Here is a 13,720-nt window from a genome sequence, read left to right on the forward strand (position 1 = left end):
AATTTTCTCACTTTTAATCACGCTTTCCTCATAAAAACCTCAGCAACGCGATAAAACCGCTATTTTGATATTTCTAACACTTCTTACTGAAAACCAACCTGAGTGTGAAGCGGTGTTAGGCTTTGGTACAATCTCGCGCCATTTTTTCATCCACAGCCACAGGTTCTACCATGACTGACAACCAAACCAGCCACAACTTAACTGAGTTGCGCCAGCAACGTATTGCACAGTTAAAAGCCAATATGGAACAACGTATCCATATTCTGGACGGTGGTATGGGAACTCTGATTCAGTCGCATCAACTGGAAGAACAAGACTACCGTGGTGAACGTTTTGCCGATTTAGTTCAGGAAGTTAAAGGTAATAACGATTTATTGGTGATCACTCAGCCTGAGATTATCGCCGGCATTCACCGCCAGTACTTTATGGCCGGTGCTGATATCGTTGAAACCAACACCTTTAACTCAACCCGTGTTTCCCAGGCCGATTATCAGCTGGAAGAACTGGTACCTGAACTGAACACAGCCGCGGCGGCACTGGCACGTAAAGTCGCTGACGAGGTGGAAGCTGAGACCGGCATCCCACGTTATGTTGCTGGTGTATTGGGCCCAACCAGTAAAACGGCATCCATTTCCCCAGACGTTAATGACCCTGGCTACCGCAACATTACATTCGACCAGCTGGTGGAAGAATACGTTGAGGCCACCGAAGGCCTGATGGATGGCGGCGCCGACATCATCCTGATCGAAACCGTGTTCGATACGCTGAACGCCAAAGCCGCTATTTTTGCGGTACAGGAAGCGTTTGAGCGCAAAGGCGAAGAGCTGCCGATTATGATTTCCGGCACCATCACTGACGCCTCCGGCCGTACTTTATCCGGCCAGACCGCAGAAGCTTTCTGGAACTCCGTTGCCCACGCCAAACCTCTGTCCGTTGGCCTGAACTGCGCGTTGGGTGCAGAAGAGTTACGCCCTCACGTGGAAGAGCTGTCGAACAAAGTCTCCACATTTATCTCTGCTCACCCAAATGCTGGCCTACCAAATGAATTTGGTGAGTACGATCAATCCGCCGATGAAATGGCCGTGATCGTTGAAGAATTTGCCGCCAGTGGTTTCTTAAACATTGTTGGTGGTTGTTGTGGCACCACGCCACAACATATTGAAGCGGTTGCCAAAGCCGTCGCCAAGCACCCTGCCCGTAAGATCCCGGAATTAAAACGCGCTTGTCGCTTGTCTGGTCTGGAACCGTTTAATTTCGATGAAGACAGTCTTTTCGTAAACGTCGGCGAACGTGCCAACGTCACCGGATCTGCCCGCTTTAAGCGCCTGATTAAAGAAGAGGCTTACGACGAAGCATTAGAAGTCGCCCGTGTACAGGTGGAAAACGGCGCCCAGATCATCGACATCAACATGGATGAAGGCATGCTGGATTCCGAGGCCGCCATGGTGCGCTACCTCAACCTGATTGCCTCTGAGCCTGATATTTCGCGCGTGCCAATCATGGTCGACTCCTCAAAATGGGAGATCATCGAAGCTGGCCTGAAATGCATCCAGGGTAAAGCCGTGGTGAACTCCATTTCCCTGAAAGAAGGTGAAGAAGAGTTTATTGAAAAAGCCAAACGCTGCATGCGCTTTGGTGCTGCAGTTGTGGTCATGGCATTTGACGAAGTTGGTCAGGCAGACACAGTTGCACGTAAAAACGAAATTTGTGAGCGCTCTTACCGCGTACTGGTTGATAAGGTTGGCTTCCCGCCGGAAGACATCATCTTCGACCCGAACATCTTCGCCATTGCCACCGGCATCGAAGAGCACAACAACTACGCCGTTGATTTTATCGACAGCTGTAAGTTCATTACCGACAACCTGCCTTACGCCAAAATCTCTGGCGGTGTCAGTAACGTTTCCTTCTCATTCCGTGGCAACGAGCCGGTACGTGAAGCAATTCACTCGGTCTTCCTGTATTACGCCATTCAGAACGGCATGAGCATGGGTATCGTCAACGCCGGTCAGCTGGCGGTGTACGATGACTTGCCTGCCGAGCTGAAAGATCGCGTTGAAGATGTAATTCTCAACAAACGCGAAGACGGCACCGACCGACTGCTGGAAATTGCCGAGAAATACCGTGGCGATGGCGCAGTTCAGGAAAAAGAAAACGAAGCCTGGCGTGAGCTGCCGGTTCGTGAACGCCTGACTCATGCATTGGTTAAAGGCATCAATGCTCACGTTGAAGAAGACACCGAAGAAGCACGCCAGATGTTCGATCGCCCGATTGAAGTGATTGAAGGTCCGTTAATGGACGGCATGAACGTGGTTGGTGACCTGTTTGGCTCCGGCAAAATGTTCCTGCCTCAGGTGGTAAAAAGCGCACGGGTGATGAAACAAGCCGTGGCCTACCTGCTGCCATTTATTGAAGAAGAGAAAGGTGGCGAAGTTCAGACCCAGGGCAAGATCCTGATGGCTACCGTAAAAGGCGACGTTCATGACATCGGTAAAAACATTGTTGGTGTGGTGCTGCAGTGTAACAACTTCGAAGTGATCGATCTGGGCGTGATGGTACCGGCAGAAAAAATTCTGAAAGTTGCCAAAGAAGAAAACTGCGACATCATTGGTTTGTCTGGTCTGATCACCCCATCGCTGGATGAGATGGTACACGTTGCACGTGAAATGCAGCGCCTGGACTTCCATCTGCCATTGCTGATTGGTGGTGCAACGACCTCCAAAGCTCACACAGCAGTGAAAATTGAGCCGCAATACCAGAATGATATCGCCACATATGTTGCCGATGCATCCCGTGCGGTGGGTGTTGCTCAGAAACTGGTTAACCCTCAGGACAAAGCCGAATTCATCGACGAGCGCCGCGCGGAATACGAGAAAGTTCGTGAGCGCAGTGCCAATCGTAAGTCCAAAGCACTATTGACCTATGACGACGCCGTCGCCAATGGCTTCCAGGAAAACTGGAGCACTGCCAACAACCAGGACGGTTACGTACCGCCGAAGCCAAATAAACTGGGTATCACCACCTACGAAGATTTCGATTTGGCGGAACTGGTGAACTACATCGACTGGACGCCGTTCTTTATCTCCTGGGAACTGGCCGGCAAATTCCCGCGCATTCTGGAAGACGAAGTGGTCGGCGAAGCGGCTACCAACCTCTACAAGGATGCACAAGCAATGCTGAAGCGCATCGTTGATGAGAAGTTATTTACCGCCAAAGGCGTGGTAGGCATCTGGCCGGCTCAACGTCGTGGCGCCGACGATATCGTGGTATTCAATGTCGAAGGTGACTCTGAGCAGCGTGATGAAGAAATCGCCCTGCTTCACCACCTGCGCCAGCAAACGGATAAGCCGAACGATCAGCCTAACTTCTCGCTCGCCGATTTTGTTGCACCGGAAGGTACCGTTGATGACTATTTAGGTGCATTTGTGGTTACCACAGGTCTGGAAGCCGAAGAATTGGCCAAGGACTACGACAGCAAACACGATGACTACAACAGCATCATGATCAAAGCTCTGGCCGATCGACTGGCAGAAGCCTTTGCTGAACGCATGCATGAAATCGTACGTAAAGAGACCTGGGGCTATGCTGCCGATGAGAGCCTGGATAACGACGCCCTGATTAAGGAAGCCTATAAAGGTATCCGCCCGGCACCGGGTTACCCAGCATGTCCGGATCACACGGAAAAAACGGCACTGTTTAAGTTACTGGACGCTAGCGCAGCAACCGGTGTCACGCTAACGGAGAACTTTGCTATGTATCCTGCTGCGTCTGTCAGTGGCTGGTACTTCTCCCACCCGAACGCCAAATATTTTGGCCTGGGTAAAATCAGCAAAGATCAGGTCGAAAACATTGCCCAGCGCAAAGGGTTTGAACTGGAAACCATGGAACGCTGGTTGTCGCCAAACCTGAGCTACGATCGTTAATAACCAAACTCATTAACATCTAGCCCGAAAAGACTGATAAAATGCCCGGCGATTTTAATACGTTGCGCATTTATCAGTCTTTTTCGTTTTTGAGGCTGCTACAACGCCTTTTTCGAGCTTAATTCATGCCCGGCTTCTTTCGGCTTTTCGCAAAATTTCTCCACATTGCACCCGAACGCTTACAGCGCATTCTGATTATTGGAGTGCCGATTATTGGCGGCATGTTATCTCAAAGCCTGATTAACCTGGTGGACGCTGCCATGGTTGGTCGCCTGGGCGACGTTGCCCTGGCCGGCGTTGGTGTTGGCAGCTACGCCAGCTTTATTGTTGTATCCAGTGTTATGGGTTTATCTTCCGGTGTTCAGGCGCTGGTGGCACGGCGCTATGGTGCTGGCCAACATTCACTGCTCTCCGAACCCTTACTCGCAGGCCTGTCGCTGGCACTGCTGCTGGGAATTCCACTGACCTTGCTGTTCTACTTCGGTGCCCCCTACTTTATTCCGCTGTTCAACGACTCCAGTGACGTTGCCGCCATTGCCATTCCTTATTTCGAGTGGCGTACCCTGGCCGCCGCATTTATTGGTATGAATTTCGTATTTCGCGGATTCTGGAGTGGCATTGGTGAATCTAAAACCTATTTAAAGGTGCTTCTGCTGATGCACCTGGCCAATGTGGTGCTGAGCTATTTGCTGATTTTTGGCATTCCTGAGCTGGGCTTATACGGCTATGGCGCGGTGGGTTCCGGCATGGGGACCGCAGCATCCATGGTGCTGGGCACGTTAGTGTATTTCTGGCTGACCTTTAAACGCCATATCGGTCGCCTGCCGTCATTAGAGCTGCCGAATCGCTCCACTATATTGTCGGTCGCCCAACTGGCAGTTCCCAATTCTACCCAACAGGTTTTATTCGCTGCCGGCACCAGCGTGATGTTCTGGATCATCGGTCAGATCGGCACCCAGGAACAAGCCGTGGGGCATATTCTGATTAACCTGGCGCTGCTGCTTATTTTGCCTGCCGTGGGTCTTGGAATCGCTTCAACCAGCCTGGTAGGCCAGGCCTTGGGTCGCGAAGACAAAGATGATGCCTATCAATGGGGCTGGGAGGTGGTTCGTGTCGCAGCACTGATCATGGCTTTGGCAGGCTTGCCGCTGTGGTTATTCCCGCAAGAGATTTTAAGACTATTCACCCCGGACATTCATCTAATCGAACTTGGTACCTGGCCGTTGCGTATTTCAGGCATTGCCATCACCCTGGAAGTCACCGCTATGGTCCTCACCCAGGCATTATTGGGCGCAGGCGCCAGCAAACAAGTCATGCGTATCAACCTGATCATGCAATGGGCAGTATTATTACCGCTCGCCTATTTTGTTGGGCCTTTGGCCGGTGCAGGCCTGACCGGCGTGTGGATTTTACAAGGCGTTCAGCGTATTTCGTTATCCCTGATTTATGGTGTAATGTGGCGCAGTAAGCAATGGGCTGACATCCGAATCTGACGCTGCCACCCAACGTTTGTTTCTATCTATATTGTTTGCATCGCCAGGAACATGCCATGCCGTCCTTTCGTCCACTGACCACCTCAAACCCGTATCAATCAATGGAACCGGTGATTGCCCATCGTGGCGCCAGTGGTGAAGCTCCGGAAAACACAGCAGCCTCGATCGGCCTCGCAGCACAACAAGGGGCGCACTGGATTGAGGTTGACGCAACCATCAGCGCCGATGGCATTGCTGTCATATTCCATGACTCTGAGCTGCAACGTTGCTCTGACGGCAGCGGACACCTTACCCAGTCAAAACTGAGCGAACTCAAGAAGCTGGATTGTGGTAGCTGGTTTGCGCCTGAGTTCAAAAACGAACGCATCCTGACGCTAACTGAGCTGCTGACTTTATGTAATCAACTCAATCTGAACCTGAACCTCGAAGTCAAACCAACAATTGGTCGCGAAACAGAAACCGTCTGGGCCATCAAAACGGCGTTGCAACAGGTGCCCTTCGACCACCAACTACTGTTCAGCAGCTTTAACCACCACGCACTGAAAGCTTGCCATGAACACCTGCCGGAAGTGCCAAGAGCGCTGAATGTTGATGCCATTCCATACAACTGGCAGGAACGCCTGGAAGAATACGACGCGGTTGGTCTGCACTTTTGCGCAGACTTCTTCGACGAGAAACTGGTTAAGCAACTCTCAGATCATAATGTCCCGATGGCCTGCTTTACTGTTAATTGCCCGGAGCAAGCAGAAAAGCTGTGGCGTGCCGGTGTCTTATCCGTTTTTTCCGATTATCCATATCGATTAATCCAGACAGCCCGAAAAGCCAATCAATGGCATAATCACTGAAACTGTCGCACCCTACCTACCTCGTTAGATATACCTGTTTGCTATTTCTATATAGATAAATATTCATTTTAAGAATATAAAAGCTCTGTTAAGGTGCGCGCTATAACCACAACAGGATTATTGGCTTTGGCCAGTAATCGGCTTGATTAGATTAGAAACGGATCACTATGTACGTTTATGATGAGTACGATCAGCAGCTGCTGAATGAGCGTGTCGCCCAGTTCCAGGGGCAGATGGACCGCTATCTTGCCGGCAAAATCCCGGAAGAAGAATTCCTGCCTTTGCGACTGCAAAACGGCATTTATGTACAGCGTTATGCACCAATGTTGCGTGTTGCTATTCCATACGGTCTGTTTAACTCCAAGCAGATGCGTGCACTGGCTATGGTTGCCCGTGACTACGACAAAGGTTACGCCCACTTCAGTACTCGCCAGAACCTGCAATTTAACTGGCCTGCACTGGAAAAATGCCCTGAAATTCTGGCGAAACTGGCCGAAGTTCAGATGCATGCGGTTCAGACCAGCGGTAACTGTATCCGTAATACCACAACGGACGAGTACGCCGGTGTTATTAAAGAAGAGCTGGTAGACCCACGTCCCTACTGTGAAATCATTCGTCAGTGGTCCACCTTCCACCCGGAATTCGCCTTCCTGCCGCGTAAATTTAAGATTGCAGTGAACTCAGTACCGGGCGAAGACCGTGCTGCCATCAAGGTTCACGACATCGGCGTTAATATCGTTAAGAACGATGCCGGTGAAATCGGTTACCGCATTCTGGTTGGTGGTGGCCTGGGTCGTACGCCAATCATTGGTACTGAAATCTGCGACTTCCTGCCGGAAGAAGACCTGCTGACCTACTTAGACGCCATTATCCGCGTTTACAACCAGTTTGGCCGTCGTGATAACAAGTACAAAGCCCGTATCAAGATTCTGGTGAAAGCACTGGGTATCGATCGTATGCGTGAGCTGGTCAACGAAGAATGGGATCGTATCAAAGACGGCGACGGCAAACTGCCTGCTGCTGAACTTGAGCGTGTTAAGTCTCACTTCACTGAGCCTGCTTATCAGACTCTGGAAGACAATCCAGCAGAATACCAACAAGCACTGGCAGATAACGCTGCGTTTGCTCGCTGGGTGCAACGTAATGTGCGTGCTCACAAGAAGTCGGGCTACGCCATTGTAAGCCTGGCGCTGAAGCAAAAAGGCAACGCACCGGGTGACGTAACTGCAGAACAGATGGAAGACATCGCTGATCTGGCAGACAGCTACAGCTTTGGTGAAATCCGCTCGACGCACCAACAGAACCTGGTACTGGCAGACGTTGAACAAAGCAAACTGTTCGATCTGTGGCAAACGGCAAAAGCTAAAGGTCTGGCTACTCCAACACTGGGCTTGCTGACTGACATGATCTGCTGCCCTGGCGGTGACTTCTGTGCACTGGCGAATGCGAAGTCGATTCCGATCGCAGAAGACTTACAAATTCGTTTCGACAACCTCGATTACCTGCATGACCTGGGCGAGATTGATCTGAACATCTCCGGCTGCATGAACGCCTGTGGTCACCACCACATCGGTAATATCGGCATTCTGGGTGTTGATAAAAAAGGCGAAGAGTTTTATCAGGTATCACTGGGCGGTAACGCCGGTGACGACTCATCGTTAGGTAAGATTCTGGGCCCATCATTCTCTCGTGAAGCCATTCCAGACGTTATTACCAAAGTACTGGATCACTACGTAGAGACACGTTCCGACGGTGAAAGCTTCCTGGAAGTGTACCGTCGTCTTGGCCACAACACCTTTAAGGAGGCGGTATATGGAAAACCAGAATAATGCAAAGCTGATCAAAGACCGCCAACTGGTGGAAAACGATCAATGGAAAATCGTTGCAGATGACGAAGCGCTGCATGACTTTTCTATCATCAGCCTGACCCGTTGGTTAGAAAATAAAGATGAGTTAAAAGCCCAGGCAACAGCAGGGAAACTCGCTGTTCACCTGGCTGCTGGTGAAACGGCTGACCAACTGGCGGAAGACAGCCAGAGCTTTGCTCTTATCACTGTCGACTTCCCGAAATTTGCAGACGGTCGTGGCTACTCCGCAGCGCGTTTATTGCGTGAGCGTTATGGTTATGAAGGCGAGCTGCGCTCAGTGGGTGATGTATTGATCGATCAGCTGTTCTTTATGCAGCGTTGTGGCTTCAGCAGCTACGAACTGCGTGGTGATCAGGATCTGGACGACGCAATTGCGGCTTTTGGCACATTCAGCGTTTGCTATCAGAACGATGTTAATGACACGCGCCCTCTGTATCGTCGTCGCTGATTGATACAAATTGGTGGCACGAGTGCCACATGATTAAAAAACCGCCACTATGGCGGTTTTTTTGTTTTTCCTGGCAGAAAAACTGCATTCCTGTGCGTGATATCACTGGCGACAACAGACACCCTAACTTAAGCTTAGAGCCATGGATCAAGATATCGTTTTCTCGTTTTTTCTGGTGTTCTCCGGAGCTACCATTCTCGCCACTCTGGCCCTGTTTACCCGGCAGCCGGTCCTGATTGCTTACATTGCCCTGGGTGCCATTGTTGGCCCGTTTGGTATGGGCTGGATTGAGCATCCGGAGAATCTCTCGGACATGGCCCATATCGGCATTATCTTTCTGCTGTTTCTGCTAGGCCTGGATATGCAGCCGTCGGCATTGGTGTCGGTTTTGCGTAAAGCAACTCTGGTTGCTCTGGTGAGTTCGTTGGTTTTCTTTGCCTCAGGTTATGGCCTTACACAGGCATTTGGGTACAGCCAGATGGACAGCGTTGTTATTGGACTGGCAATGATGTTCTCCTCCACCATCATCGGCTTGAAGCTGCTGCCCACTACGGTTCTGCATCACAAGCACATTGGTGAACTGATGATTGGCTTGCTATTGATTCAGGATTTATTGGCTATTTTGGTACTTATTTTTCTCGGAGTGATGGCCGGAGAAAGCAATATGCCGGTATGGCAACCGTTCGTTGCCCTGCCGCTCCTTGTTGCTGGCTGCTACCTGATGGTTAAAGGCGTTTTACTGCCTTTGATCACCCGCTTCGACCGTTATCAGGAATATCTGTTTATTCTCGCTATTGGTTGGTGTCTGGCCGTCGCCGAAGGTGCCAAAATCGTTGGGCTAACTCATGAAATTGGCGCTTTCATCGCTGGCGTTACTCTCGCTACCAGCCCTATCGCACAATTTATCGCAATCAGTCTGAAACCACTGCGCGACTTCTTTTTGGTGATGTTCTTCTTTGCACTCGGTGCCAGTCTGAACCTTGGACTGCTATCAAGTGTTATTCTGCCGGCGGGCATATTGGCCGTAATTATACTGGCGATTAAGCCGGTGACTTTCCGCTACCTCCTCGGCGGGTTCAGTGAGCGGCCAGCATTGGCCTGGGACGTGGGTTTCCGTCTTGGACAAATCAGTGAATTCTCATTATTGATCGGCTTTGTCGCATTACAGAGTCAGCTGCTTACCGAGCAAGCTTCGTCATTAATTCAGGCAACAGCGATTATCACTTTTGCTATATCGAGCTATATCGTGGTGTTTAATTACCCCAACCCGATAGCGATAAAGGATGAGTTGCGGCGCGACTAATCAGCAGTTTGAACCAGGTTATCTATACTGCCGTTAAATACCCCGACGGCAGGAATAACCATGGTGTTTTTCAGTAATTTATCAATTCGCAGCAAACACTTAGTGATACTGGCTCTGGTTGTAACCGGCCTTGTTGTTACAGCCATCTTTTCTGTGAATCGACTATCCCAGCTGGAATCTCTCCACCAGGTAACGCTGAGTCTGCAGACGCTGAACAGCCATTTCAACCAGCTGCAGCAAATCGAAAAAAACTTCCTTCTATACAAACAGCCTGCTGCTATCGACAACTTCAGGGCATCCGAACAACAGTTGGATCTCAGTCTTAAATCTTTACAAGCGACACTGACTCACAACAATCTCGACGCAACGCTTACGGAACCCGTCGCGGTAGAGATGAAACAGTACCGTGCACTTTTCAACGAGCTAGCAACAACACAGACCGAAGTCGGGTTAACACCAAAAACCGGGCTGTATGGCTCATTGCGAAATGCTGTACACGAGGTTGAAACACTTGCGAAAGCTCAACAGGAATATGAATTGCTGTTTCATATGCTGATGCTGAGACGTAACGAGAAGGATTTTATGCTCAGGCGGGACATGAAATACCTGGAAAAATTCGACAAAAACATTGCTAAGTTCGATCAAACACTTTCCAGCCTGTTTTTGTCATCAGAAACTGAAATCCGGCAAAAACTTGAAAACTACCAACGCGACTTTAAAGCGCTGATTGCAAAAGAGCAGCAAATTGGCTTAAAGAACAGCGACGGCATTCTGGGAAGGTTAAGCACTCAGTCTCAAAATTCAAAAGACACCCTAAAACAATTTGACGAAGTGATTAATGCAACCATCAGTGCCGAAGTTAATCAGGCTGCTTCAACTCTTATGGTGTTAATTATTACGATCATCGCAGTGGTTGGTTTATCCATCTTGCTCGTTTCGCGAGCCATCTATTTACCCGTCAGCAAAATCACTGAAAAAATCCATCGAATTGCTTCGACACTCGACCTCAGCAGCCCACTGAAATTTTCTTCAAGGGACGAAGTTGGCAGCCTGGCAAAATCCTTCGACTCGCTAATTGGCAGTCTTAAAGGAACGATCACTCAGGTTCACGATACATCTGATCACTTATCTACCTGCTCCTCTGAACTTGTGTCCATGACACACAATGTTGGCAATGCCAGCGAACAACAACAGCAGGAAATTGAGCAAGCGGTGACCGCAATCAACCAGATGACCGCAACTATCTCCAGCATTGCTGACAACGCCAACCTTGCATCCGAAGCCGTTAATAAAGTCTCTGGAGAGATCAGCAGAGGGAAAGAAACTGCGGATGCAGCAAGAGACGAAATCAGCTTGTTAAATAACGAAGTGTTTGAAGCCAGCCAGGCAATTGAAGAGTTGCAAAAAAACAGCGAAAGCATCGGTGAGATATTATCAACCATCAGTGCAATCGCAGAACAAACCAATTTATTAGCGTTAAATGCTGCCATTGAGGCAGCGCGCGCCGGCGAACAAGGCCGGGGATTTGCTGTTGTTGCGGATGAAGTTCGCACCCTTGCCAGCCGTACTCAGGAATCAACAGAATCCATCCGCGATAATATTGCTCAGTTCAAACGCGGCACAGAAGAAGTTGTTAAAACCGTATTAAGCTCGAGGGAACGAGCACAGTCGGGAATCAATAAAGTTGAAGAATCAGGCCTCATTCTGGATGCCATCTCAAACAGCATTCAGAACATCAATGAAATGAATGCTCAGGTGGCGACTGCCTCTAAGGAGCAGGGCATGGCTTCAGAGGAAATCAATCGCAACATAGCCGCAGTCAACGAACTGTCACATCAATGCATCGATCAGGCCCGTTCAGCAGATGATACCAGTCGTAATCTTGAAAACCTGGGCAATGAACTGCGCACATTGGTGAACAAGTTCACCGTTTAGCTGGCGTGTAATTTTACGCAGAAAGTCCTGGCTGATTAATCAGCCAGAATGGCGTATTGCCCTGAAAAGGAAACCGCAACTTTGCTATCGGCTTCACCATCGGTTGTAATCTCTGCTTCAAGAGATATTTTGGCGCGCCCTTTCCGATCAAAGTGGTCGAGAAAACTGGCAATAATATCGTCACCAGGATTTTTGCATACTGCGCGAATCTTACCCGTCACAGGTGCGATGTATTTTACATCGCCGCCCGTCACTACCTGATTACACACCAGGCCTTTTTCCTGGGTTTTCAGATACGCAAACCCCCAGCAAGCCATTACCGCGGCATTGTACAAACTCCCACCAAACGCGGTTTGTTTATCATTAATATTCGGACCTAATGGCGCTGTTAATACAAGCTGTTCTCCATCGTAGGATTCCACCTCTAAACCCATAAACTGAGTGATGGGTAAGTGTTCTACAAAAAAGTCTTTTAGCTTCTGGCTGATATCAGTGTTCATTCTCTGTTCTAACTTTGATACTTTTTTAGATCCATCATGGAAGTTACTGGTGCAACACGCTGTAAATACATCCCTGTACGCTCGGGTAATTCATCCCTGAATTACACGGTCTCACCAGCAACCACCATGATGAATTCGAATTAACTCAGAACGCCGTAGATTCTTTAGGCGTTTATAAAAGATCGATAATTTTCTGCGCGGCATTGTAAGGTGTTGTCTGATTATTCAACACCTGATTTTCCAATTCCGGCATTTGTTGCTGCACATCAGGGTTTTGCTTTAACCGCAGCTCCAGCATTTCGTGAATCAGCTTTTTCAGCCACTCACTATTTTGGCGAGCACGCTTTTCATCAAAAGCGGAAATACCTGCGTTAATGCATTCATTTGCGGCAGTCTGATACTCTTCGATCATTTGCCACACATCCTGAATACGCTCTTTTTTCAGCGCAGAACAGGTTTTTACTTGCGGGCTCCAGAAGCTGGAGTTTTTCATTAAGTGGAATGCACTTTGATAGTGGCTTTGGGTTTGTTGAGCGAGATTAATGCTTTCACCGTCGGCTTTATTAATCACCAACGCATCCGCCAACTCCATAATACCGCGCTTAATACCCTGCAATTCATCACCAGCATTTGGCAGCATCAGCACTAAAAAGAAATCGACCATAGCGGCGACTTCGTATTCTGACTGACCAACCCCCACTGTTTCGACCAAAATCACGTCGTAGCCTGCGGCTTCGCACAGCAGCATGGTTTCGCGGGTTTTCTGAGCAACACCACCTAACGCACCTTCGCTTGGTGATGGACGAATAAATGCATTTTCTTCGCGGGACAATAATTCCATGCGGGTTTTATCGCCGAGAATACTGCCACCACGCAGCGGCGAGCTTGGGTCAACCGCCAGCACCGCGACCTTTTTACCTTGCTCGATTAAATACAGGCCAAAAGCTTCGATAAAAGTGGATTTCCCTACACCGGGAATACCGGTAATTCCAATGCGAATGGATTTGCCAGTGTCCGGCAGCAACTGATTCAGAATGCCCTGGGCTTGCTCGCGGTGAGTATCGAGCTTACTTTCAACCAGCGTAATGGCTTTCGCCAGTGCTCTGCGATTACCCAATGTTAGTTTTTCTAAATCAATCATTTCGTCGCTTCCAAAGAATTTCCACCGGATGACTTTAGGTGAGGGCGTGCGATGGCATGGATGCCATCGCCGAGCCTACATGGATGTATTTATGGCGTTCCGAACCAAAGTTATGCGTTGGAAGTTCGACAGCCTCAAACAGAAAAACCGATTATTTTTCAGCCGCCGCCCCGAAGGCACATCCCTGTGCCTGCCGGGCTACCGCAACATCCTGTTGCTGCTTTGAAAAACAATCGATTCTTCTGTTTGTATTATCCGAAACGCTGG

The 13,720-nt window shown here is 49.4% G+C and carries 10 protein-coding genes; 8 read left to right on the top strand and 2 right to left on the bottom strand.

From position 1 onward, the window contains the following. The first annotated feature begins 170 nt into the window (after positions 1-170). The 7 genes from metH to ACOQOZ_RS04285 all read left to right on the top strand — a co-directional run bounded on the left by metH (position 171) and on the right by ACOQOZ_RS04285 (position 11,812). Positions 171-3,920 (top strand): methionine synthase, encoded by a 3,750-nt coding sequence (gene metH, locus ACOQOZ_RS04255; protein ID WP_420591036.1) that lies wholly within the window; start codon positions 171-173, stop codon positions 3,918-3,920. A gap of 125 nt (positions 3,921-4,045) precedes the next feature. Continuing rightward, positions 4,046-5,413, top strand: coding sequence for an MATE family efflux transporter (locus ACOQOZ_RS04260; protein ID WP_420591037.1), 1,368 nt, complete (start codon positions 4,046-4,048; stop codon positions 5,411-5,413). Between the two features lie 56 nt (positions 5,414-5,469). Further along, positions 5,470-6,258 carry a glycerophosphodiester phosphodiesterase family protein gene (locus tag ACOQOZ_RS04265; RefSeq protein WP_420591038.1) on the top strand — a complete coding sequence of 263 codons (789 nt, stop codon included), beginning with the start codon at positions 5,470-5,472 and terminating at the stop codon, positions 6,256-6,258. Between the two features lie 167 nt (positions 6,259-6,425). Then, the gene (locus ACOQOZ_RS04270; protein WP_420591039.1) at positions 6,426-8,087 is read left to right on the top strand and encodes a nitrite/sulfite reductase; all 1,662 of its coding nucleotides are present in this window, start codon (positions 6,426-6,428) and stop codon (positions 8,085-8,087) included. Next, the gene (locus ACOQOZ_RS04275; protein WP_420591040.1) at positions 8,071-8,574 is read left to right on the top strand and encodes a DUF934 domain-containing protein; all 504 of its coding nucleotides are present in this window, start codon (positions 8,071-8,073) and stop codon (positions 8,572-8,574) included. Before ACOQOZ_RS04270 ends, ACOQOZ_RS04275 begins: the two co-directional genes overlap by 17 nt. A gap of 142 nt (positions 8,575-8,716) precedes the next feature. Continuing rightward, entirely contained in the window at positions 8,717-9,877 is a 1,161-nt protein-coding gene (locus ACOQOZ_RS04280; protein WP_420591041.1) for a cation:proton antiporter, read from the top strand. Between the two features lie 60 nt (positions 9,878-9,937). Next, positions 9,938-11,812 (top strand): methyl-accepting chemotaxis protein, encoded by a 1,875-nt coding sequence (locus ACOQOZ_RS04285; protein WP_420591042.1) that lies wholly within the window; start codon positions 9,938-9,940, stop codon positions 11,810-11,812. 35 nt (positions 11,813-11,847) lie between these two features. Here ACOQOZ_RS04285 and ACOQOZ_RS04290 read toward each other — a convergent pair whose 3' ends face one another. Beyond that, a complete protein-coding gene (locus ACOQOZ_RS04290) occupies positions 11,848-12,312 on the bottom strand; it encodes a YiiD C-terminal domain-containing protein (protein ID WP_420591043.1) in 465 nt (154 codons plus the stop codon). Positions 12,313-12,484: 172 nt separating this feature from the next. Further along, positions 12,485-13,453 carry a methylmalonyl Co-A mutase-associated GTPase MeaB gene (meaB, locus tag ACOQOZ_RS04295; RefSeq protein WP_420591044.1) on the bottom strand — a complete coding sequence of 323 codons (969 nt, stop codon included), beginning with the start codon at positions 13,451-13,453 and terminating at the stop codon, positions 12,485-12,487. A 91-nt stretch (positions 13,454-13,544) separates the two neighbouring features. Here meaB and ACOQOZ_RS04300 point away from each other — a divergent pair, with 91 nt between their 5' ends. Then, a complete protein-coding gene (locus tag ACOQOZ_RS04300; protein WP_420591045.1) occupies positions 13,545-13,679 on the top strand; it encodes a hypothetical protein in 135 nt (44 codons plus the stop codon). Positions 13,680-13,720 lie beyond the last annotated feature (41 nt).

It is taken from the genome of Bacterioplanoides sp. (assembly GCF_965219715.1).
In the GTDB taxonomy this organism is placed as follows: Bacteria; Pseudomonadota; Gammaproteobacteria; order Pseudomonadales; family Oceanobacteraceae; genus Bacterioplanoides.

Excerpts from the sequence above, each read along its gene's own strand:
- ACOQOZ_RS04290 (WP_420591043.1), bottom strand. The coding sequence starts at position 12,312 with ATGAACACTGATATCAGCCAGAAGCTAAAAGACTTTTTTGTAGAACAC.
- ACOQOZ_RS04285 (WP_420591042.1), top strand. The coding sequence starts at position 9,938 with ATGGTGTTTTTCAGTAATTTATCAATTCGCAGCAAACACTTAGTGATA.
- ACOQOZ_RS04280 (WP_420591041.1), top strand. The coding sequence starts at position 8,717 with ATGGATCAAGATATCGTTTTCTCGTTTTTTCTGGTGTTCTCCGGAGCT.
- ACOQOZ_RS04260 (WP_420591037.1), top strand. The coding sequence starts at position 4,046 with ATGCCCGGCTTCTTTCGGCTTTTCGCAAAATTTCTCCACATTGCACCC.
- ACOQOZ_RS04275 (WP_420591040.1), top strand. The coding sequence starts at position 8,071 with ATGGAAAACCAGAATAATGCAAAGCTGATCAAAGACCGCCAACTGGTG.
- ACOQOZ_RS04300 (WP_420591045.1), top strand. The coding sequence starts at position 13,545 with ATGGCGTTCCGAACCAAAGTTATGCGTTGGAAGTTCGACAGCCTCAAA.
- ACOQOZ_RS04265 (WP_420591038.1), top strand. The coding sequence starts at position 5,470 with ATGCCGTCCTTTCGTCCACTGACCACCTCAAACCCGTATCAATCAATG.
- ACOQOZ_RS04270 (WP_420591039.1), top strand. The coding sequence starts at position 6,426 with ATGTACGTTTATGATGAGTACGATCAGCAGCTGCTGAATGAGCGTGTC.
- metH (WP_420591036.1), top strand. The coding sequence starts at position 171 with ATGACTGACAACCAAACCAGCCACAACTTAACTGAGTTGCGCCAGCAA.
- meaB (WP_420591044.1), bottom strand. The coding sequence starts at position 13,453 with ATGATTGATTTAGAAAAACTAACATTGGGTAATCGCAGAGCACTGGCG.